This is a genomic window from Vibrio sp. 10N.286.52.C3, from assembly GCF_041468865.1.
Classification (GTDB): domain Bacteria; phylum Pseudomonadota; class Gammaproteobacteria; order Enterobacterales; family Vibrionaceae; genus Vibrio; species Vibrio crassostreae_C.
The window spans coordinates 1-22,467 of record NZ_JBFRJM010000014.1 but is presented as its reverse complement, the minus strand read 5'-3'; the positions used below and the strand labels follow the sequence as shown (position 1 = coordinate 22,467).

Here is a 22,467-nt window from a genome sequence, read left to right as displayed (position 1 = left end):
TACTTACTAGTTACTGTTCGCACTACTAGTTACTGTTCGCACTACTAGTTACTGTTCGCACTTACTATTTAGCGATGTAGTTCAGGGTGATTTCACCCGTCTCTTCCGTTGCTTTTAATTCGTAAGATATGTTTGAATCTGCGAGTGATACTTTTTGGCGAAGGTAATTACGGCCACCGTGTTCACGAACCACTTCGATATGAACCGTGTACTCGCCTTGTTCTAACGTTTCACCGCTGTCGCTCTTACCATCCCACACGAAACGGTACTGGCCAGCAGGACGTGTTGCAGACGTCACAGCATCAACCAGTTCACGATCGTAACGGCCAACCTTTCTCCACCAGCTGCGCAGATCCTTAAGCCATTCGTCTTTACCGACCCAAAGCTCGATGGTTTTCACTGACTTTCGTTCGCTATTCTCTACCCACACCGCCACATAAGGACGTGCATACATAGAGGTATCAATCTTTGGAAGCTCGAAGCTCACATCAAGTTTTGCCGTATCAGAAATCGCTTGTGCCATACCTAGGCTTGGCAAAAGAGATAAAGCAAGAAGCGCCTTGTTCCAGTTCATTTTTTTCATGTTTAACAACCTTTTAAATCCGTTTAACCTTTAATTCGTTCTTCAAGCTGGTTCATCAAACCGACTCATAAACCTGATTCATCAAGCTAATTAAGGGTTAAGGTACGGCGACAAAATAGATAGCAAGTGAGATTGCAGACCCAAACACCGTCCATTTAATGGAGGTATTGAGTGTTTTTTTCTTAGGTAACAGTAAGCACACGCCGGTAAGTACAAAGAAGACCATCAGTAGTGCAGTGATATCGATGAACCATTTCCACACCTCACCGCTGTTACGACCTTTGTGTAGGTCGTTCAACAGGGCAATCACGCCGTAATTCGTGGTTTCGACTTCGACCATTTCAGAGGTCACATCAACAAATACAGATGCGTTGTAACCTGGTCCTTTGAAGTCCATGGACACTTCACCGATCAGCAACTCACCGTCTTCAATTTCGGCGTAGATGTCTAAACCAGAAGGAACACCGGATAAATTGGCCTCTTCAAACAGGAATGTTTCGAAGGCACTTTCGTCGGCTTTTAATCGCCCGTCTTGGATCGTGAACAAACTCGTAGGAAGCTCTAAAGTAGAACGTTGGATATTGGGTTGGCTTGACTCAAATAACTCAGGTCTATTCAGGGTGATACCTGTCACTGAGAAGAAAAGAACAACGAACAGAAGTGCCATTGAAATATAAACATGAAGTCGACGAGCCCATGATTGAACCGCCCTACTTTTTAACGACATACAAACCAATACCTATAAATTTTATGGCGTCAATTTAGTTGATAATCATTCGTATTGGCATTCAATTTACATTGTTTACGTTTGCCGAGCGGCGTAAGGAAATTTACATAACATTACATGGGAAGTAATCGAACTGTATGCATATTCTTGCTAACTTGTACTAAAGGGAATGGATAGCTTGTATTTGAGGTCATCGATAGTAAGGTCAATCCTCAAAAAACCTCTATCAACATGCTTGATTGAGGTTGGTTTAAGGTAGCAGTTGTGGCTTTAAGGAATGAAAGTTGGGACTATTTGCCTTCGTGACTATTAACCTTTGGAGCTATTTGATCTTTGGATCATTTTGAAGATCATACACAAACGGCGGACTCTTCGGTTGATGCGGTTTGTTAAATACAGACTAATAACCGATTTAACGATAGCTAATAAGGCTTAAAGGGATTTTGAAATGCGTATTATTGTTTTGGCTTTTACCGCGCTTGTAACAGCGTGCAGTAGCCAAATGAGCAGTACAGAAGAGCACGTCCAAGAATACATCGGTTCAGACATAACCGATGCACAAGAGCAGTATCTAACCGAACGCTCACGCCCTATTAGCTTTTGGGCATCTCGAAACTATGCTTGGGTTGAGACGAAGAAACCACTAGATAATGGTTACACTTTACATGCCTTTAAGAACCCTTATCGAGACTGCACTATTAACTGGGTCGCTAACACCAGTGGCGCAATTCAAAGTGCGACGCTTAGTGGCACGATGTGCGAGCCTTAACTGCCGCATTGGAACGATAAAGTTCAAAAAGCTTTAACCGCCAAAATTAAAAAGGGTGTCATTTGAACCATCAAATGACACCCTTTTCTCTATATTACTTTCTCTTGTCTTCTGTTGTGCTATTCGCAGTTAGACGTTGCCGTTATCACTCACTGTTCTTAGCTGAGTCAGATATTTAATCCAACCTTTTGCCTCAGAAGAAGGCTCAATGTTGTTCGCACGTTTCGCTTGAGCAAGAGCATTATCAAGATTCTTTAGCTTGTACCATGAACGTACTTTCGCTAAAGCAACATCAGCTTGCTTGTTCTTGTCTTTCACTTTATCCAAAACAACCAGAGCACGATCGTAGTAACCTTGCTGAACCAGTAATTGAGCCACATTCCAATGATATTGCGTGTCCTTTTTAGACGCTAACGTCCATACTTCAATAGCACTGTCCCACTCTTTCGCTAACTGCCAGTAAGTTGCTTGCTCAGCCAGGAGTTGAACATCGCTGTTCGCATCATCTAACTTAGCGATCTCTTGTGCTGCACGCTCTGGAATACCACGTTTAGCATAAAGCTGAGCCAGTAATCGGCGGTCTGAGTTTTTCAGCTCTACCCCTTGAAGATCAGCCAACGCTAGTGTGTTCAATGCATCGCGGTTACGCTCTAGTCTTAACTGAATACCCACAAGTTGACGCCACCAGTTGTCTTTTTCTGGCTGAAGTTCAATCAGGCTTTCCAGTGTTGGAATAGATTGCTTCCATTGCTTTAACTGTAGTTGTGCACCCAATTTTAGCGAAAGAGGCGACAGTTCTGATTTCGCATTGAACTTGTCGCGATTACCAATAGCAACCAGTACTTTTGACCAGTTTTCGATTTGGTATTCCGCTTGTGCAATTCGCATCCAAAGCACGTCTTTCTTTTCTGCCTCTGGCGCTGTTTTTACTAACTCGTAGTAATGTGGAAGCGCGTTTTTGAACTGTTGATCGTTTAATAACAGATCCGCAAGCATACGCTTCGTTATCCAAGCTTGTTCATCCACCAGCAAATTGGTATCGACGGCGTATGTAAGCTGCTTAATCGCCTTATCGGTTTTGCCATCTTGCCAGTAAAAAACACCTAGCATACGAGCTACGTACGCTTTGTCGTAGCCCTTAGAAAGCTCTAAACCTGCTAGTACGTCAATGGCCTGTTTAACCTGTTCATCTTGAGCAAGCTTATGCGCCTTTTGAACACGAATAGCAGTATATTGGGTTAGCTCTTGTGCCTGTGTTGTAAGGGGCATTAACAACAAGCCCACTAATATCCATATATGTTTCATCATTTTGCCAACTTAAACTCTAGTTTCACGGTTTGACCAACCTGAGCTATCGCTTTTCCATCGACGACTTTCGGTTGATATTTCCATTTTTTAAGTGCTCTCATCGCTTCACGTTCAAACATACGACGTGGGTTTGCGTCAGTGACTTGAATGTCAATTGGACGTCCCGTTTCATCGATAGTAAAAGACATAATCACATGGCCTTCAGCTCCACGCTTAAGCGCTTTCGCTGGATAACGAGGCTCTACTCGATACAAAGGCATTGCTTGTTGGTTTGACCCAAAATCAGAGAATGTCGGTGCGTTAATCGCTAAGCCATCAATCGATGTATTCAAATCCAATGAAGGCAAAGAAGACATCGAATTCAGAGGCGTAACTTCAGCTTGTGACTGAGACGTTTGCGCTTCCGGTGGCGGCTCTGGCATTTCTGGTTTTTCAGGGACTGCACGTTGTCTTCTTTGGATTTCTTGTTCTTGTTCCACCATTACCATGTTGAAACTTAACGTCTCACTGTTGTCTGGTGAACGTTGATGGCCATTATCGACCATCCAAGCCATAAAAGAAAACAGAGCTAAGCCCAATGCACCCGCTAGCGGTAAAGCAAGAAATAGGCGAATCATTTATGAAGATCCTCCAAGATCATCGCTTTTCAGCAGCAAGTGCAATGTTTTTAACACCCGCACCTTTAGCGGCGTCCATCACTTTAACAACGGTACCGTTGTAAGCGTGTTCATCCGCTTGAATAACCAAAGAAGCATCAGGTTGTTCTAGCAACAAGTGTTCTAACGTTGCTTGAACACGTTCAACATCAACAACACGTTTATCGATGAAGATGTCATTCGCAGAAGTAATCGCAACAAAGATGCCCGCATCCTTTTGGCTTACTACGTTAGACGCTTGTGGGCGATTGACTTCAACCCCTGATTCACGAACAAATGAACTGGTCACAATAAAGAAAATAAGCATGATAAATACAATATCAAGCATCGAAGTAAGGTCTATTTGAGCCTCTTCGTTTTTTGAATGACGTCGACCGAGTCTCATCGTTGACTCCTTAAAGATTTTTCTAATTTCAATTCTAAGCGGTTACACACTTTCGCTAAACGAGCGTGAACAAACATGCCCGCTAATGCAGCAACCATACCCGCCATAGTTGGCAACGTTGCCAACGAGATACCTGAAGCCATCAATTTAGGGTCACTGCTTCCTTGAGTCGCCATGACATCAAAAACAGAGATCATACCGGTGACGGTACCTAGCAAACCCAACATAGGACAAATAGCGACTAACAGCTTAATAAAGTTCAAGTTCTGGTTAAGTAAGATACTCGCTTGCCCTAACCAACCTTCACGAATGGCTTTGGCATGCCAAGAAGAGTGATCTTCTCTTGCATGCCACTTAGTAATCCAAGCTTGGCGCTGCTTTGGAAAGTAGAACGCAAGATAAAGCACACGTTCGACTACAAGCACCCAATAAACTAGGACGACAGCCGCGAGCCACCACAGGACGAAACCGCCCTGCTCCATAAAGCTTGATAAAGACAGCAGCCAGTCACTCGTTAACCAACTCGCTGGTAATAGAGAACCCGACAAAATATCCATTACGCAGCAGTCCCAACTGGTGAAACAACAGCTTTTGATTCAACCGTCTTTTCTGCCTGCTCAGCAACAAGACCAATACCTTGTTTCTCAAGAATATTACGAATATTTTCAGCCTGAGTGCTAAGAATGTTGTGTGCTAATAGCAGAGGCATTGCTGCAACAAGACCAAGTACGGTCGTTACCAGCGCCATCGAAATACCACCCGCCATCACTTTAGGGTCGCCATTACCAAACTGTGTGATCACTTGGAATGTTTCGATCATGCCGGTTACGGTACCTAGAAGACCTAACATTGGAGCAAGTGCCGCCAATAGCTTAAGCATCGATAAGCCTTTCTCTAAGTGAGTTTGTTCATCCACTACCGCTTCTAAAAGTCGTAGTTCTAATGCTTCAACGGTTTGGTTTTGCTCTTTATTGTAAACCGCAAGAACACGACCTAGAGGGTTATCACCTGCTTGCTCTGGGTTCTTAAGTTGAGCGCGAATTTTCTGGCGAGCGATAGCCAAAGAAATACCACGAACTAATGCGATGATTAAGCCAATTGCAAGCAAGCCAAGAATCACTTTACCAACCACACCACCCGCTTGAAGACGATCAGTTAGGCTTGGTGTTAGCGCTAGTTGCTCTAGCATGAACCCACGAGAAGGATCGACAACCACGTTAGACACGTCGCCATTCGCTAATGTAGATAGCGATGCTAAAGTTGGACCATTCGATGGTTGTTTCAGATACGCAATCGCATCTTCACGCTGAGTGTTCCAGCTAACATAGCCTTGCTCTGTCACAAGACCAATCGAACCTAGTCGGTAAGCGTCAACCTTGTTTGTATTGCCTTCACCATTAATGAATGCAATTTGAGATTTGCTAAGCTCAGAGCTCGCTTGGATCTGTTCAACCATGCTCATCCACAAACCGGTCAGCTGTGGCATTGAAGGCAGTGATTTAGCATCAATGATTTGATCAACAGTTGCAGTGTGTTCAGCACGATCAACACTATTCACGGTTGAGCTAAGCTCTGCGCCGAGTTCTTTTGCGTTTTGACGAACGACACCGAACAGCTCGCCTAAGCTACCGGTTTCTAAACGCAGCTTCTCTTCTAAGCGAGCAAGCTTGTTTTCGTTATCACTGAACGTTTGAGTCAGAACATCTGTCGCACCTTGGATAGACGTACGCTTCGCTTCAAGCTGAGCTTTGATCGCTTTCAGTTCTTGTTCTGTCTTTTTGAAATCAGCTTCACGCACTACGTTGTGAGAAGCTTGAGTTCGACTCTCTGATTTTGCTTTATTAACTAGCTGAGCCGTCGTATCTGATGCAGAGAAAGCTGAAAATGAAAGTGATGTAATGCAAAGCAATGCTGCTAATGGCTTTAAGTTCATTACTTAACCTCCGCAACAGTTAAAGAAACAGGTAAAGTAATTAGGCTTGGCGCCGCTTGTTGGCTTGCAATGTAGTAAGCTTTATCTAGCTCAGATTTCATTGAAGAATCTAGCTCTTGCCACTGATTTTGTGTTTGATTCCAAGACCAATATTGGCTGCCATTTAGGTTACGAGCCACCAAAGAGATACGACCTAGGTGCAACACGTCAGCTTCAATCGTTCTGTCGTTGCTCAATGCAACGCGGCCTTGGTAAGCACCGAGCTTGATGCCATAGTCCATCTCGATTTGGTAAGCTTCCAGGATACGACGATACTTCTCAGCATCACTCACATCAGCACGAGTCATCATTGCTTGTAGCTTTTCTACTCTTTCTAAACGCTGTTCTTTCTTAATCGGCACGTCTTTCTCTACCAACTGTTCAAGACCATCGATCATTTGATACATCAATGGCACAACACCTTGGCGTGTGTATTTGATTTCTTCGATCTGCTCTTCAATGCTTTGAGCTTCTTGGTTTTGGCTCTCAACTAATGCAGCAAGGTGATCGTGATAGATTTCTAGGTTTTTAACTTCTTCTTGCAGACGCTCAATCTCAGCTTGCAGCATTAAAGTCGCTTGTGAGCTTTTATCAATAACCTTTTGGCTCGAAGCCGACGCGTTATTGGTCTTGTTTTGAATTGATTGAGCTTGATCCAAGCTGTTTGCCATAGAAGACGTTGCAACCAAACTGATGGCAAGCGCTAGGCTAGTTTTTAAAAGATTCATAATTGTAGTCATTTACTATAGAAGAAGGTCAAATACATTTTATTGATAAATACTATTATTGATAAGCACTCTCATTATCATTAAAAGTCACTCTCATTACTAGGGATATTTTACTGAATAGCAGAATCACGAAAGGAGAAAGTCGAAACTTTCCCCTTAGTATTTAGGCTAACAATAGTACCCTACTAACAAATTAGTATTTTACCTGTAAAGTCGCCATGTAGTTACGGCCTTCGCCGATTACTACGTCTTCAGCAAATTGGTGGTTTGAAGATGTTGAACCGCCACCCGCTAGGTATTCTTTATCAAATACGTTCTCGACTGTTAGACGCGCTACGAAATCAAGAGAATCGTCGTACTTAAGCGTGTATGCAGCACCCATATCTACACGTGCGTAGCCGTCTTTCTTGAATGTGTTCGCGCTATCGCCGTAACGAGAACCTTCGTAGATAAGACCCAGGTTCACATCAACTTCGTTTGTTGCTGCATAGGTAGACCAAACGCTTGCTGCAAACTCAGGTACGTCTACTGGACGGTTACCTTCATATGTTTCATGGTTCGTGATTTCAGCATCTAAGTACATTGCAGAACCAGACATTGAGAAGCGCTCTGAAATAAAGCCTTGTGCGGCTAGCTCAGCACCACGGTGAACTTGTTCGCCACCTTGTGTCTTCGTCCAATCGCCTGATGAAGTGTCTTCTACATCCATTGAAATGTTTTCTTGGGTAATATCGAATACCGCACCAGAAACGAATAGACGTTCGTCCATCAGTTCCCACTTAGTACCGACTTCGTAAGACACGCCCGTTGCTGCGTCAAGAAGTTCGCCATCGTTGGTGTAGTTGCGGCTTCCGCTAGACACAACACCTTGTGGTTCGAAACTTTCAGAGTAAGAAGCGTAGATACTACCGTTTGATGCTGGGTGGTAAATCAGGCCAAGCTTAGGCGCTACATTTTCTTCTGCTACGCCATCACTTACTTTACGGTCGAAACGAGCACCCGCAAGAACTTGCCATTCATCATTAATAGTAATCAAATCTTGGATGTAGAAGCCCCAAGTATCGTAAGTACTCATCTTACCTAGCGATGTTGGACCCACTGACGGCGCTGGTACTGTTGCATCTGGTGCGTATTCAGCGCTGCTGAAGCGATCCATACCACGGTAATAGCTGTAGCCTAACCAGTTAGCACCGAATAATAGTTGGTGCTCTGTGCCCGCAAGATCAGCGGTTGTTGTTAGATCAACGTAAGCCGTTCTGAAACGCCATTTATCATGACGGTAGTTACCGCCTTGAGTCACGGTGCCCGTACCATCAGGATTCATATTTGAAAAGCTTGGGTAGCTTTCCATATCAATACGTTCGAAATCTTGGTAGTTGAAACCTGTTTTTAATGACCATGTATCAGTCAGGTTAGCAGCAATATCAAAACCAACGTTCTCAACATCATTCTCGATCTGTGACCACTGTGCATCCCAGATGTGCTTGTCGCTACCTACTCGGTTGCCGTCTAGCGTGTATAAAGCGCCAGAATCTACGCTACCTTCGTCGTTAGTTTTGTCGTAATGAACAGAAACTGTCACGTCTTCAGTTACATCGTAATCAACGAATACACCACCAACAAAACGTTCTGTTTGTGGTTCAGTTCCGTCACCATAAGTTCTCCAAGAACCGTAGCTTTCTTTAGATAGAATCGCGCGACCACGTAGAGTTTCAGCGTCGTTCAAAGCGCCACTTACGTCTACCGTTGTACGAGAATGGTCATTAGAACCAATATCTTGGCTAACACTTACTTGCGTATCGTAAGTTGGCTTTTTGCTTACCATGTTGATCAAACCACCTGGTGCAGAAATACCGTAAAGAAGACCAGAAGGTCCTTTTAGTACTTCAACACGCTCTAGCAGTTCGATTGGTTGACGGTAGTGAGACCAATGTTGCTGGCCATTTTTAAGGAAGCCCGAAGAGCTTTCTACCGAGAAACCACGTAGAGAGAAACGTTCACGGTTACGGCTTGTACCGCCAGCACTTACACTCGCGTCATTCTTAAGCACGTCACCAAGCGTTGTTGCACGCTGTTCATCGATGATTTGCTCATCGATTACTAAAACTTGTCCCGGAGTCTCTAATTGAGTCGCCTCCATGCGCATTGCTGTTGTGTTCGTGTCGGCTTTATAACCGTAGTCACGACCTTCAACAACCATATGCTCGTCTGTTTTTACTGTTTCTGCCAATACTGCTGGTGAAGCTAATACTGCGCCGATCACTAAAGCTAATGGGCTCTTTGAAAACATGTCCTTTACTCCGCTTTTATTCTTTTAGACGAACACTTTGTTATTTATTCGATGTGTTCGCTGAACCGTTGCCGGTACCACTGAATTATTTCGGGAGTGAATATAAGTGATAACTATTACCATTTGCATTAAATTTACATTCTTTGCATTCGTAAAGTTTTGTAAAGGCCAGTCGGTGAGTCATATTTGAGGAGTTCAACAAAACCATTCAATACAAATAGTTAAGGCTCATGGACGTAAATCGACTGGTTATCTTCACCGAATTTTTTGAAACAACGGTATTTGTTCAGTCAATTGAAGACGTGAAGATTGATAAGAAAATTATCTCTTCTTATTTACTACCTTTGAAACGACAAATTTATGTATAAAACCCTCGATAGATGTAAATTAATAGTGAATTATTTTGTTTTTATTTGTTTAATTTACACAATTATCAGTGATTTTGATCACATCTATAATTCCAAACTCATTTTTTGTTTTTCGAATTGATTATCCGACTGCTAATCTCCTGCTCACTTTGAAAAGGTATCAAAGTTATAAATAATAAGGAGTGTTCTAAATGAATACCAAGAAACCTATGTCTCTGACTGGTCGAGTAATCCTCGGTATGGTCGTAGGTATATTAACGGGATTCGCCATTCAATCCCTTTTTGCAGACAACGGATTTGTTAACAACTACATCGTTAACGGACTCTTTGAAGTGGGCGGACAAATCTTTGTCGCCAGTTTAAAAATGCTTGTTGTGCCTCTAGTCTTCGTTTCACTAGTGTGCGGTACAAGTTCTCTTAAAGACTTATCAACTCTTGGCCGTATGGGTGGCAAAACGCTTGCACTTTATATCGGTACTACTGCCGTTGCCATCACTCTAGCATTAACTATCGGTAACCTGTTCCAACCTGGAGCTGGTGCGGATCTTACTGCTGCGAGCTCTTTCAAATCAGCGGATGCCCCTTCTCTGGGCCAAGTAATCATCGACATGTTCCCAACCAACCCTATTCAGGCGATGGCTGAGGGCAAAACGTTACAAGTTATCGTATTTGCAGTGTTGTTTGGTATCGCAATCAGTGCAGCGGGCAAACCCGGTGAACGTATCGCTGCAGTTTTCTCTGATCTAAACGAAGTGATCATGAAGCTAGTTGCGCTACTAATGAACCTTGCTCCTTACGGCGTATTCTTCTTGATGGCGAAACTGTTCTCTGGCCTTGGCTTAGGTGCAATTTGGAACCTAGCAGAATACTTCTTAGTGCTTGCTGGTACCCTGCTGTTGCATGGCTTGGTGACTTACAGTGCGATGCTTAAAGGATTCACAGGTCTTAGTCCGATTACGTTCCTACGTAAGATGGAAGATGCAATCATGTTTGCATTCTCAACAGCATCTTCGAACGCAACAATTCCAGTAACTATGGAAACGGCTAAGAACCGTATGGGCGTAGACAACAAAGTCGCTTCTTTCACAGTACCACTAGGTGCAACTGTGAACATGGACGGCACTGCAATCATGCAAGGTGTTGCGACGGCGTTTATCGCGCAAGCGTACAACATCGACCTTTCAATGGGTGATTACCTAATGGTTATCCTAACGGCGACACTGGCGTCTGTTGGTACTGCAGGTGTCCCTGGTGTTGGTCTTGTTATGCTAGCGATGGTATTGAACCAAGTTGGTCTACCGCTTGAAGGTATCGCTCTAATCATGGGGGTTGACCGTCTTCTTGATATGATTCGTACTGCTGTAAACATCACAGGTGATAGTGCCGTATCTATCATCGTGGCGAAGTCTGAAGGTGCTCTTGATGAGTCTCGCTTCAATGACCCTGCAGCCGGCGAGAAAGAAGAAGAAGTTAAGCTAGCGCGCCAACAGGCATAATCTAGTTTCTCTGACGCTCTTGCCTCCGAGCTAAGGCGTAATTAATGGCTACGCCTAGCCCATACCAAAGCGCATAAAGAAAAACGCCACTGCAGATGCAGTGGCGTTTTTATTGGGTATCGCTTAAGTCAGTACTACTGAGTTGGGACAGTTATCAATTTAAGGTAATTATCAATAGGGAAAGCTAATCACCGATTGGGAACATCAAGTTCACTCTCAGCCCCCCACCTTCTCTATTCTCAGCAGTTACATGTCCATTCATCACACCCATCGCTTCTTTAACAATCGCAAGGCCCAGACCGTAGCCACCAGACCGTTTGTCTCTTGCTGATTCAATACGAGTAAACGGGTCGAATATACCTGCAATCTTGTTATCAGGAATACCATCACCGTCATCTTCTACAGATATTACACTGTAACGTCTATCCATTACCTGTTCGTATGTCGTCACGACCACATGAGCGTTCTCACCCGCGTATTTAATGGCATTCCCGACCAAGTTACCAATGACTCGAAGCAGTAGCCTCTCATCAACGTTCACCATTGATATCGGCGTCTCTAGGGAACCAATCAAAGTTTGATTCGGTTTTAAATCGTTTTGCATCTGCGCGATCAACATTGAACAATAGTGCTCAAGGTGCATTAAACTTAACTTGGAGTCATAGCGAGAGGTTTCTAAGCGGCTAAATTCAAGTATCTCACCCACCAGCTTGTTCATCTCTTCTGTTTCATTTTCCATTCGCTCAAGCAAGCCTATGCTCTTATCATCAACCTTGCTGCGCAGCAGGTGTAGTGCGAGGTTTTGCCTTGCTAATGGTGTTCTTAACTCGTGTGAGACATCACGAATCAAACAACGTTGCTTTTCAGCCAGAGATTTAATCTCAAAGGTCATATAATCAAAATCGTGTGCAAGCTCGTTGAATTCACGCGTGGTGGAGTTCAACTCCGACACCACACTGACCGTGAAGTCACCTTGAGCCAGTCTGCGGCTCGCTTCTCTCAATCTATCCAACGGTTGCTGAAGGCTTTTGGCCATGATAATCGAGAACAGAGACAATACGACCAATGCAATCAATGCTTTAAGCATATAGGAATATGGCGCAAAAGATTTTGCGGGATGAAACTGGTGCGGTAGTTGGATAACCAGTGTTTTACCGTTATCCAGTGGTAGGCCGAAGATCGGCTTACTCACTCGATCACTAAGTTGGTGATCTAACGTTCTTAAGTATTTGAGCTTAAATTCAAAATGTGGGTGCATGTGACGATGTGTGATCGGACGATTGTCTTTATCAATGACGAACAGATAATACTGCTGAGCATTACCCCAGTCCGCGAGTTCATCCATGTCCCCTTCTTCGATCAACACATTCGCTTGGTAAGCAAGGTCGAGCATTTCCGCTTTTACCGATTCTGGGACTTTAAGCAGCGCTTTCATCAAGGCTCTTTCAGCGACACCTTGCAGGATCAAAATACTCACCAAAATGACGGTCAGGTAACTGAACAGTTGGAAAGTGAGTCCGTCTTTACGCTTAGCAATAAAATCAGGGCAACGCAGCAGTTTTTTACTCATGCTCCGACCGACTCTAGGTAACTGTAACCTTTACCACGAACGGTTTTTATATGTTGTTTAGACAAACCTGCCTGAACGAGCTTTCTACGTATATTGCTGATATGCATATCTAAATTACGATCGAAGGGACACAATTCTTTCTTGAGTACATGGATTTGCAGATCAGATTTTGAGACGACAATACCGTCATTTTTGACCAAATAATCAAGCAAGTCTTTTTCAGTGCCAGTTAATGGCAAACGAGAGAGTTGTTCACACAAGCCGTGATTAGAGGAAGCTAAAGATTGTCTCTGACGCTCAAAGCCCACTCGGCGTAAAATCACCTTTATACGAGTCAGGAGTTCAGGAACATTGAAAGGTTTAGCGATGTACTGGTCGGCGCCTGCTTGGTAGCCATCGAGCATTGAGGCATCGTCGTTAAGCGCGGTTAGCATAAGAATGGGAGTAGCAAAACGCTGACAAATACGTCTTGCTACTTGAATGCCGCTTAGGTTCGGAAGCATTACATCGAGTAGAACCAAATCGACAGGGTGAGATTGAATAAACTCAAGCGCGGATTCACCGCAATGAACAGTATCAACGTGATACCCCTCATTTTCTAACACTTCACCCAGTAATTCACACAACTGAATATCATCATCAACAACTAAAACGCGAGACATTACACATACCGATAAATAAGAACTGTTTGCATTCTAATTATCGTTATTATTGATTTCAATTATAAAGTGCCCGATTTCCTCTATAGAAGAAAATCTTTTTCAATCGGTACAAATTTTGATGCAGAATCGATAAGATTTTGAGCAGTTAACCCGGGAACACCATACACTTCAACAGGCTTGCCAAAGCGCTCTTTGATTCGCTCTACAAGGATTTCGAAATCACCGTCTCCTGATACCAAAACAATCGTATCAACCGTCTCAGCAAGTTCTATCGCGTCTAACGCAATACCCACATCCCAATCGCCTTTTGCACTGCCATCTCGACGCTGAATAAACGGCTTTAACTTCACATTAAAGCCCACACCACGAAGTATATGATGAAATTGACGCTGCTTTGGATCTTGGCTTGAGATTGCGTAAGCATTAGCTGCAATAACGTTACGCCCTTCCGTGGCAACATACCAAAACTGGTTATAGTCGAAGTTAGAACGGTATTTGTCGCGCGTCGTGTAGTAAACGTTCTGAACGTCGACCAAAATTGCTATGTTTTCCATAAATTCATACCTTTAGATTTTCCGTATACCCTATTCTATTCAATTGTAAAATGCGAGTCGCTTTACTCAATAAAAATGAACCTGCCAGCTATCGTTAACGTAAATCTAATATCTTTAGCGTAAAGCTAAGTGTCTTTACGTAATCCTAACTATGCTTATTGTAAGTGGATTTGTTTTGAGCGTTTCTTAGGTGGTTCTGATCTTCACCTTTTTCTTTACGTAGCGTTCAAATCGTACTCAGGCTTAGAGTTTTTAAAGGGAGGTTGGCAATGCTGCACCGACAAACACACAATTCGATCGTAAGCATCGACACAACCAAAGCGATGCAAACTTTAAATCAACCATCAAACTCTGGTAGCTGGTTTAGTTTGCTTAAACTACTGACCATCAGCACGGTAATAATCATGAGCTTAACCATCAATTCAGTACTCGCCTACCCCGCTTATTCTCACTCAAAGCCTTTGCCACACCGCAGTGTGATTTATTTCGCTCCAAAGGAAGATTCAATCGTTAAAGAGTTTCTGAATGAAGTGTTGCTCAATAACTGTCAATTGGACGAACGAGATGTCGTCATTATGGTTATTGCTGAGAGTGGTTACACAGTCCCAACTTGGTTAGAAGAAGAGTTTAACTTAGAAGCAGTCACCAGTATTTACGAGATCCCGAAAGGATCACATACCGCTGTTTTGATTGGTAAAGACGGGAAAGAGAAGCACCGATGGAGTGGCAAAACAGATTGGAAACAGATCACCAATATCATTGACGAAATGCCGATGCGCCAACAAGAAATGCAGCGACAAGGCAGCCGCTGCAGTATTTGATTCTTGATGGACTCAGTAGTGGCTTAGAGATCCAATTAGAAGGTCAAACGATCAAGCTTGTTTGTTAAACCAAGCAAGTTTTTCATGGAGCTGAGCCACGCTGCCTACAACAATCAGCGCTGGGCTCTTTGCGACGCTCGCAAGGTCAGCTAAATCACGTAACCCACCTCTAAACACCTTTTGTTCTTGGCGTGTACCGTTTTCGATGATCGCAACTGGCATGTCAGCTCGCATACCATTATCGAGTAGATTCTTCTGAATGTTCGGACTCTCTTTCAAGCCCATGTAAAACACGATGGTATGGTTGTGCTGAGCAAGAGATTGCCAGTCAATATCTTCGCCATCTTTCTTCAAGTGACCTGTAATAAACTGCACGCTTTGTGCATGATCACGGTGCGTCAACGGAATGCCCGCATAAGCCGTTGCTCCGGCAGCAGCTGTGATGCCCGGAATCACTTCAAATCTCACGTCATTCTCAGCTAACGTTTCACACTCTTCACCACCACGACCAAAGATAAACGAGTCACCACCTTTTAGACGCACTACGTGTTTGTTCTCTTGAGCTTTGGTCACTAATAGTTGGTTGATCTGATCTTGCGGTACGCAGTGATGATCGAGCTTTTTGCCCACATACAACATTTCCGCTTCTGGATTAGCCATCGCCAAAATATCTTTTGATACCAAACGGTCATAAACCAACACGTCTGCTTGTTGAATCACTCGTGCCGCTTTTAACGTAAGTAAGTCTGGGTCGCCCGGACCTGCGCCTACTAATGAAACCAATCCTTTGGTTATTTCTTTAACATTCGATGACGATACTTCTGACATGCTGTGCTCCGAAGGTTTGCTTGTTTTATCTCAAGCTTCAATCTATGTGATAAGTCACTGTATTCATGATGACTTATCCAAATCCTTAACCCTTAGACTATCAGGTGTTGAATTAAATATTCAGTCTAAATACTAACGAAGATAGAAGTAATTATAACAAAACAGTCTATTGCGAGTAATTTGCGCAATGATATAAGGGCTTTCGAACTAAAAAAGCCCCAAACATGTTGTTGGGGCTCTTAATCTCATACTAAATTACGTTTCACCGTATTCAGAATTACTTAGCGCCTAGAGAAGGAGCTGTTTTAGCATGAGTTAGGTATAGAGGAACACACGTCATTAATAGACCACCAACGATGTTACCTAGGATTGTTGGGATAAGGTTGAAGTTCAACCATGTCGCGATACCAAAATCAGCGCCAAGAATCATACCTAGTGGGAATAGGAACATGTTTACCACTGTGTGCTCAAATACGAGTGCGAAGAAGATGAAGATTGGGAACCACATCATTGCTACACGGCCAGATACTGTGCGTGCAGTCATGTTGCCAATCACACCTAGACATACCATAAGGTTACAGAAGATACCGCGTACGAAACACGTGATCCATCCGTCCATACCCATGTTTTCAAAACCTAGGCTACGACCTGTAGAAACAGCAATGAACTTTTGAGCAACAGCGTTTGGTTCTAAAGAGAAGTTACCCGTTAGTGATACTGCAACAAGGAAAGCAACAATCAAAGAACCGACAAGGTTACCAAGACCAACAATACCCCAACAACGTAGGATACGACCCCAAGTAATACCTGGGCGGTTGTCGAATTTCGCTAAAGGTGCAAGGCCGAATACGCCAGTTACTAGGTCATAACCCATTACACTTAGAATGACGAAGCCAACTGGGAACACAAGTGCGCCAACAAGGCCAATACCGGTTTGAACCATTGCTGTAATAGCAACAACAACCGCTAGAGAAAGGATGATACCAGCCATAGTGCTTCGAATCAGAAGATCGCGAGTACTTGTTTTCGTTTTCGCTTCACCCACATCAATCATCGTTTGAACGAATTCAGCTGGTTTGTAATCAGGAGACATAAGGTTGTCCTTAAAAAGTTTAAATTAAAAGTTAAAATTGGATAGGAAAAGGCTCTAGTTGCCGAGTTAAGGCAATATCGAGAACTAGAACCCTTGAACTATCAAATCTTACTCATCCAAAGATTAAGCAGAGATTTCTACAGCACCTTTGGTAACACGAGCTTTGTACGCTTTGACGTTGAAGTTCTCGTCTTCCATGCACGCACCGGTTGTCAGGTTGAAGCGTTGTTTCTTAAGTGGACTTGCCACCCAAAGCTCTTCTTTGTGCTCAACAATCAAGCCACGTGATAACACGTTAGACTGGAAGTAAGGGTCTGTGTTGCTAATCGCGAATACTTCTTCAGCTTTCGTTGGGCGGAATACAGCTACTTGCTCACCACCAACCAACGCACAAACACCTGTACCTGGGATAATGTCTTCGATCTTACAAACTTTGGTAAATGCCATGATGTCGTCTCCCCTTAAACAGATTCTACGTGAATGATGTCGCCCTGATGCTTTGAAGTAATGGCTTCAGGGTGTTTCTCAGTGAATGTCGCAGGACGGTGTTGTTCACGGCCATCATCAACAAACACAACGTTTTCATCACGGTCATCAGCATTGATGAAGTGTGCAAAGCGTTTAAGTTGAGCTTCGTCGTTGATAGTGTCTGTCCACTCACAAGCAAAGTTATCTACTAGGCCAGCAATGTCAGTTTCAAGTTGGTCATTGATACCAAGCTTGTTGTCTACAATCACTTCACGTAGGTAATCAACACCACCTTCTAGGTTGTCCATCCATACCGAAGTACGTTGTAGTGGCGCAGCCGTGCGGATGTAGAACATCATGAAACGGTCGATGTACTTGATTAGCGTTTCTTGGTCTAGGTCGCTTGCCAGTAAGTCTGCGTGACGAGGTTTCATACCACCGTTACCACATACATACATGTTCCAACCTGCGTCAGTCGCAATAATACCTAAATCTTTACCTTGAGCTTCAGCACACTCACGAGTACAGCCAGACACACCAAACTTCATCTTATGAGGAGTACGGATGCCTTTGTAACGGTTCTCGATCATCACGCCTAGGCCAACTGAATCTTGAACGCCGTAACGACACCAAGTAGAACCTACACATGTTTTCGCCATACGAAGTGCTTTTGCGTAAGCTTGACCCGTTTCGTAACCTGCAGCGATTAACTTCTTCCAGATTGCTGGTAAGTCATCTTTCTGAGCACCAAATAGGCCGATACGTTGTGCACCTGTGATCTTGGTGTACAAGTTGTATTCAGCAGCAACATCAGCAAGAACGCTTAGTGCTTGAGGTGTTACTTCACCACCCGCCATACGAGGGATTACAGAGTAAGTACCGTCTTTTTGCATGTTACCTAGGAAGTTGTCGTTGGTATCGTGCAGCTTCACTAATTCAGGCTTAAGGATGTGTTCACCCCAGCAAGAAGCAAGGATAGAACCTGCTAGAGGCTTACATACTTCACAGCCGTAGCCTTTACCGTATTTCTCTAATAGCTCATCGAACGTTTTGATTTCTTCGATGCGAATTAGGTGGAAAAGCTCTTGGCGAGAGTATGCAAAGTGCTCACACACGTCGTTCTTCACTTCAACACCAGCTTTAGCAAGTTCAGCGTTTAGTACTGAAGTCACTAGTGGAATACAACCACCACAACCAGTACCTGCGCCTGTTACTGCTTTGATATCACCGATTGTGTGGTGACCTTCAGCAACCGCTTGAGCGATCTTGCCTTTAGTCACATCGAAACAAGAACAGATAACAGCAGACTCAGGAAGAGAATCCGCGCCAAGTGTTGGCTTTTCAGCACCAGCATGAGCAGGAAGAATCAATGCATCTGGGTGTTCTGGTAGGTCGATTTCGTTCAGCATAAGCTGTAGAAGATCACCGTAGTCAGACGTGTCGCCAACCATTACTGCACCAAGCAGCTTCTTGTTGTCTTCAGAAACGATTAGACGCTTGTAAACTTCTTGTTCTTCGTTTTGGTAAACGTAGCTCTTACAGCCAGGAGTACGACCGTTCGCATCGCCGATAGAGCCTACTTTCACGCCCAAAAGCTTAAGCTTCGCAGACATGTCAGCACCTTCAAATGTGCTTTCGTTACCAACAACGTGGTCAACCGCTACCGTTGCCATTTTGTAACCAGGAGCCACTAGGCCGTAGAACGTTTGGTTCCAAGACGCACACTCACCGATTGCGTAGATGTCTTTGTCTGTCGTTTGACAGTGATCATTAATCTCGATACCGCCACGTGGTGCAATACCCAGCCCCATTTGACGAGCAAGTTTGTCTTGTGGGCGAATACCAGCAGAGAATACGATGAAATCAGTTTCTAGCTCTGTACCGTCTGCAAAGCGCATTACGTTACGAGCTTCAGTGCCTTCAGGAGCAATCTCAAGCGTGTTCTTACTTGTATGTACGTTAACGCCCATACGTTCGATTTTTTGACGAAGTTGGTTACCACCCGCTTGGTCAAGCTGCTCAGCCATTAGCTTTGGAGCAAACTCAACAACGTGCGTGGTTACACCAAGAGCTTTTAGTGCGCCTGCAGCTTCAAGACCAAGTAGACCGCCACCAACAACCACACCAGATTTAGAATTCTTAGCGGTTGCTTCGATAGCTTTCAAGTCTTCGATTGTGCGGTAAACGAAACAGTCTTTACCTTCGTTACCTTTGATTGGCGGAACGAATGGGTATGAACCTGTAGCAAGGATTAGCTTGTCGTATTGAATTTCACGACCAGTACTTGAGTAAACTGTTTTCTTTTCACGGTTAACGTTAATAGCACGCTCACCGATCAGCATGTTGATGCCGTGTTTCTCGTAGAAGCCTTCTTTAACTAAAGAAAGTTCGTCCGCAGTATGGTGTGAAAAGTAAGAAGAAAGGTGTACACGATCATAGGCTACGCGAGGCTCTTCACAGAAGACTGTGATGTCCATGTTAGCAACGTCTGTCTTCTCGACTAAATCTTCGATATAGCGATGGCCGACCATCCCGTTACCGATTACGACTAGCTTCATCTTGCTCATAAGAATTCCTGAAGGTTATATATTTCTTAACTGAGCGAATAATGAATTATGAAAGAAAATGAAAATATGATGTAAATCAATTACGAAATCGAACTACCCTAAAGGGGTAGGACAAAAGAGGTAGATCTGCTGATTTATCATACGAAGCAAACGAAGCAAACGAATAACCGTAGGTTTAATAAGGTTTAGCGGGGTTTTATATACACTTTCGTGCAGTAGATAAGATGTTGTAAAGTTTCACAATAGGTTAGCAGCAACACAAGTAAATGACAATCATTTTCATTTGTGGTCATAATAAGTGTAATAACTCATGAAAGCGTTACAGGATCATGAGCAACTATGTATAAATATGAAGAATTTAATGACGCAAAAGACAGTCGCCCTTTTCCATTCCCCACTCATTCCACTCACAAACGGCGCAATTGGTTAACAGATGCTGTTGGTTGTTTAGCAAATGATAGGTTTACATAAGGAAAAGACCGGCACAAAAGTGATCTGATATAGCTTGTTCCTAGTGGTGCTACTGATTAGAGAGCATACGTGGAAGTTTGAACATAGCATGAGGGTTTAGAATTTCAGATAGCAAAAAGGCCAGCATTTCTGCTGGCCTTTCAACTTTGAATAGTGGAGGCGCCTCCCGGAGTCGAACCGAGGTCCACGGATTTGCAATCCGCTGCATAGCCACTCTGCCAAGGCGCCTTCAATAGTGTTTTAAGAGAACAACTCTTTTGATTAATACCAAGCGAGGTAATAATCAAATAGATGGTGCCCCGGGCCGGACTTGAACCGGCACAACGCGAACGTCGAGGGATTTTAAATCCCTTGTGTCTACCAATTCCACCACCAGGGCACGCAATTCTTTATTGCGATGCCGATTACTGAAAAGTAAAACACCATCTTAATGTCGAAATGAATCAACACTACAAAATTTGGAGCGATACATCGGGTTCGAACCGATGACCTCAACCTTGGCAAGGTTGCGCTCTACCAACTGAGCTAGTATCGCATTTTCATTCTTATTATCTCTTAACTTATCAAACTAAGAGAAAGAATGGAGGCGCCTCCCGGAGTCGAACCGAGGTCCACGGATTTGCAATCCGCTGCATAGCCACTCTGCCAAGGCGCCTTTAATAGTGATTTAAGAGAACAACTCTTTGTTCATCACTCTACTCAAAATGTAGAAGCTAGATAGATGGTGCCCCGGGCCGGACTTGAACCGGCACAGCGCGAACGCCGAGGGATTTTAAATCCCTTGTGTCTACCAATTCCACCACCAGGGCAACGCAATCTCGCGAGGCCGATTACTGAAAAGTAAAAACACCATCTCTCAGCGACCTAAGCCGTGAGAACGAGGTGTACTTTAACGGAAGGAAAAAATTCGTCAACAATAAATTTTATCTTTTAATTCAGGTGATTAATTATCGAACTCAAAAGAATAAATTTAGTGCAGCTTGTACGGTTCTTATACTTGGATTTCTAATTTAAACGGACAAATCACTGACAACCATTGATTCAAATACCAATTGAATGCGGTGATTTTATTGTTTTAAACCAAGCAAATGGCGTTTTCATGTGCTTTTCACATTCAACGATTAGAGTTTGAAGTAACTCTTATTAAGAAGTAAACATGTGAAACCACTAAAACGATATCAATATGAGCGCTATGCCGTTCTTTGTAACCTCGCCTACCCTAGAGTTTTTAAGCAGACTCGCTATGGTTTTGACCCTAATGGACAACGCATCATCAAGAACCAGTTTGGTAAAACCATGATTAGAGTGTTGTGGAGTAGCGACAAAGATGAAGTGGTTGTGGTAATCAAAGGATCGCACAGTATCTCAGATTGGCTACTAACCTTTGCTCTATGGACAAGAAGCTGTAAGAGAATTGGGCTCAATTATCGTGTGCATGCGGGTTTCTACCATCTAATGTTTCAAGAGAGCCAGCCAAGTCGTAATGAAGATAAGCTTGGCTTAACCGTTATTGAGCGCTTGGAAGCCACGCTCACACCTCTCATCGAACAAGGAAAAAGAGTGTCTATTACTGGCCACTCTTCCGGAGGCGCTATCGGTTGTGTCTTCGCTGATTACTTTGATCAAAAGTACCCAGGCTGTATTAAACGAATAGTGACTTTTGGCCAACCCGCCATTGGTGATTGGAGCTTTCGAAAGCACTATCGCATGAGTAAGAAGACCTACCGAATTTGCTGTGACATCGACATCGTGACCTTCATGCCACCGGTTCCTTTGCTCTATTGGCATGTAGGTAAAGTGCTTTGGCTTTATAACGGACGAATCTATGAGAACACTCCTACATTAATCCGCCTTGGTCGCTCTATCTTTAGTTGGCTGATAAGACCTTTCTCTTACCACTTGATGAGCAAGTATATCCGTAACAAAGATTTCTTTGATAAGCATTGAAATGGGTACGTAGGAAGCTTTTAGCGGGGCCAGAAACGAAAAAACCAGTCACTAGGACTGGTTTTTTCTGAATTATGGAGGCGCCTCCCGGAGTCGAACCGAGGTCCACGGATTTGCAATCCGCTGCATAGCCACTCTGCCAAGGCGCCTTCAATAGTGTTTTAAGAGAACAACTCTTTTGATCAATACCAAGCGAGGTAATAA

At 43.6% G+C, this 22,467-nt stretch carries 20 protein-coding genes and 6 tRNA genes; 4 read left to right on the top strand and 22 right to left on the bottom strand.

Annotated elements, in window-relative coordinates:
• Positions 1-64: 64 nt before the first annotated feature.
• Positions 65-583, bottom strand: a complete 519-nt coding sequence (locus tag AB4138_RS05695) for a DUF2271 domain-containing protein (protein WP_372305242.1) — start codon at positions 581-583, stop codon at positions 65-67.
• 97 nt (positions 584-680) lie between these two features.
• Positions 681-1,310 (bottom strand): PepSY-associated TM helix domain-containing protein, encoded by a 630-nt coding sequence (locus AB4138_RS05690; protein ID WP_372305239.1) that lies wholly within the window; start codon positions 1,308-1,310, stop codon positions 681-683.
• 448 nt (positions 1,311-1,758) lie between these two features.
• Here AB4138_RS05690 and AB4138_RS05685 point away from each other — a divergent pair, with 448 nt between their 5' ends.
• A complete protein-coding gene (locus tag AB4138_RS05685; protein ID WP_017064552.1) occupies positions 1,759-2,079 on the top strand; it encodes a hypothetical protein in 321 nt (106 codons plus the stop codon).
• A gap of 129 nt (positions 2,080-2,208) precedes the next feature.
• Here the strand turns inward: AB4138_RS05685 and AB4138_RS05680 are convergent, their stop codons facing one another.
• From AB4138_RS05680 to AB4138_RS05650, 7 genes are all read right to left on the bottom strand, one after another.
• On the bottom strand, positions 2,209-3,387 hold the full coding sequence (locus AB4138_RS05680) for a lipopolysaccharide assembly protein LapB (protein ID WP_032547615.1): 1,179 nt from the start codon (positions 3,385-3,387) through the stop codon (positions 2,209-2,211).
• Positions 3,384-4,004, bottom strand: a complete 621-nt coding sequence (locus AB4138_RS05675; RefSeq protein WP_372305236.1) for an energy transducer TonB — start codon at positions 4,002-4,004, stop codon at positions 3,384-3,386. The genes AB4138_RS05680 and AB4138_RS05675 overlap by 4 nt, the downstream gene beginning before the upstream one ends.
• A 19-nt stretch (positions 4,005-4,023) precedes the next feature.
• Positions 4,024-4,428, bottom strand: a complete 405-nt coding sequence (locus tag AB4138_RS05670; protein WP_004731145.1) for a biopolymer transporter ExbD — start codon at positions 4,426-4,428, stop codon at positions 4,024-4,026.
• Positions 4,425-4,985, bottom strand: coding sequence for a MotA/TolQ/ExbB proton channel family protein (locus AB4138_RS05665; protein WP_048608208.1), 561 nt, complete (start codon positions 4,983-4,985; stop codon positions 4,425-4,427). The genes AB4138_RS05670 and AB4138_RS05665 overlap by 4 nt, the downstream gene beginning before the upstream one ends.
• On the bottom strand, positions 4,985-6,361 hold the full coding sequence (locus AB4138_RS05660; protein ID WP_372305233.1) for a MotA/TolQ/ExbB proton channel family protein: 1,377 nt from the start codon (positions 6,359-6,361) through the stop codon (positions 4,985-4,987). Before AB4138_RS05660 ends, AB4138_RS05665 begins: the two co-directional genes overlap by 1 nt.
• Positions 6,361-7,128, bottom strand: a complete 768-nt coding sequence (locus AB4138_RS05655) for a DUF3450 domain-containing protein (RefSeq protein WP_372305230.1) — start codon at positions 7,126-7,128, stop codon at positions 6,361-6,363. Before AB4138_RS05655 ends, AB4138_RS05660 begins: the two co-directional genes overlap by 1 nt.
• A 193-nt stretch (positions 7,129-7,321) precedes the next feature.
• Positions 7,322-9,418, bottom strand: a complete 2,097-nt coding sequence (locus tag AB4138_RS05650) for a TonB-dependent siderophore receptor (protein WP_017064548.1) — start codon at positions 9,416-9,418, stop codon at positions 7,322-7,324.
• A 559-nt stretch (positions 9,419-9,977) separates the two neighbouring features.
• Here AB4138_RS05650 and AB4138_RS05645 point away from each other — a divergent pair.
• Positions 9,978-11,282 (top strand): dicarboxylate/amino acid:cation symporter, encoded by a 1,305-nt coding sequence (locus tag AB4138_RS05645; protein WP_017062553.1) that lies wholly within the window; start codon positions 9,978-9,980, stop codon positions 11,280-11,282.
• A 184-nt stretch (positions 11,283-11,466) separates the two neighbouring features.
• On the opposite strand, the gene AB4138_RS05640 is transcribed toward AB4138_RS05645, so the two are convergent.
• The 3 genes from AB4138_RS05640 to AB4138_RS05630 form a co-directional block, all read right to left on the bottom strand.
• On the bottom strand, positions 11,467-12,852 hold the full coding sequence (locus AB4138_RS05640) for a sensor histidine kinase (protein ID WP_017064547.1): 1,386 nt from the start codon (positions 12,850-12,852) through the stop codon (positions 11,467-11,469).
• Positions 12,849-13,514 (bottom strand): response regulator transcription factor, encoded by a 666-nt coding sequence (locus AB4138_RS05635; protein ID WP_017062555.1) that lies wholly within the window; start codon positions 13,512-13,514, stop codon positions 12,849-12,851. The genes AB4138_RS05640 and AB4138_RS05635 overlap by 4 nt, the downstream gene beginning before the upstream one ends.
• Positions 13,515-13,594: 80 nt before the next feature.
• On the bottom strand, positions 13,595-14,068 hold the full coding sequence (locus AB4138_RS05630) for an NYN domain-containing protein (protein WP_010429860.1): 474 nt from the start codon (positions 14,066-14,068) through the stop codon (positions 13,595-13,597).
• Between the two features lie 323 nt (positions 14,069-14,391).
• Here AB4138_RS05630 and AB4138_RS05625 point away from each other — a divergent pair, with 323 nt between their 5' ends.
• Positions 14,392-14,889, top strand: a complete 498-nt coding sequence (locus tag AB4138_RS05625) for a DUF4174 domain-containing protein (protein ID WP_050546503.1) — start codon at positions 14,392-14,394, stop codon at positions 14,887-14,889.
• A 51-nt stretch (positions 14,890-14,940) separates the two neighbouring features.
• Here AB4138_RS05625 and cobA read toward each other — a convergent pair whose 3' ends face one another.
• The 9 genes from cobA to AB4138_RS05580 all read right to left on the bottom strand — a co-directional run bounded on the left by cobA (position 14,941) and on the right by AB4138_RS05580 (position 21,125).
• Positions 14,941-15,717 (bottom strand): uroporphyrinogen-III C-methyltransferase, encoded by a 777-nt coding sequence (cobA, locus tag AB4138_RS05620; protein ID WP_372117128.1) that lies wholly within the window; start codon positions 15,715-15,717, stop codon positions 14,941-14,943.
• A gap of 277 nt (positions 15,718-15,994) precedes the next feature.
• Entirely contained in the window at positions 15,995-16,810 is an 816-nt protein-coding gene (locus AB4138_RS05615) for a formate/nitrite transporter family protein (protein WP_372305227.1), read from the bottom strand.
• 123 nt (positions 16,811-16,933) lie between these two features.
• Positions 16,934-17,257, bottom strand: coding sequence for a nitrite reductase small subunit NirD (nirD, locus tag AB4138_RS05610; protein ID WP_017066844.1), 324 nt, complete (start codon positions 17,255-17,257; stop codon positions 16,934-16,936).
• 14 nt (positions 17,258-17,271) lie between these two features.
• Positions 17,272-19,845, bottom strand: coding sequence for a nitrite reductase large subunit NirB (gene nirB / locus AB4138_RS05605; protein WP_017071488.1), 2,574 nt, complete (start codon positions 19,843-19,845; stop codon positions 17,272-17,274).
• A gap of 625 nt (positions 19,846-20,470) precedes the next feature.
• Positions 20,471-20,544: transfer RNA gene (locus AB4138_RS05600), tRNA-Cys, on the bottom strand.
• Between the two features lie 64 nt (positions 20,545-20,608).
• Positions 20,609-20,695 (bottom strand) — tRNA-Leu (locus tag AB4138_RS05595).
• A gap of 80 nt (positions 20,696-20,775) precedes the next feature.
• Positions 20,776-20,851, bottom strand: a tRNA-Gly gene (locus tag AB4138_RS05590).
• A 46-nt stretch (positions 20,852-20,897) separates the two neighbouring features.
• Positions 20,898-20,971: transfer RNA gene (locus AB4138_RS05585), tRNA-Cys, on the bottom strand.
• A 67-nt stretch (positions 20,972-21,038) separates the two neighbouring features.
• Positions 21,039-21,125, bottom strand: a tRNA-Leu gene (locus AB4138_RS05580).
• Between the two features lie 349 nt (positions 21,126-21,474).
• Between AB4138_RS05580 and AB4138_RS05575 the strand changes: the two genes are divergently transcribed.
• Positions 21,475-22,263 (top strand): lipase family protein, encoded by a 789-nt coding sequence (locus AB4138_RS05575; protein WP_017064543.1) that lies wholly within the window; start codon positions 21,475-21,477, stop codon positions 22,261-22,263.
• 75 nt (positions 22,264-22,338) lie between these two features.
• On the opposite strand, the gene AB4138_RS05570 is transcribed toward AB4138_RS05575, so the two are convergent.
• Positions 22,339-22,412: transfer RNA gene (locus AB4138_RS05570), tRNA-Cys, on the bottom strand.
• Positions 22,413-22,467 lie beyond the last annotated feature (55 nt).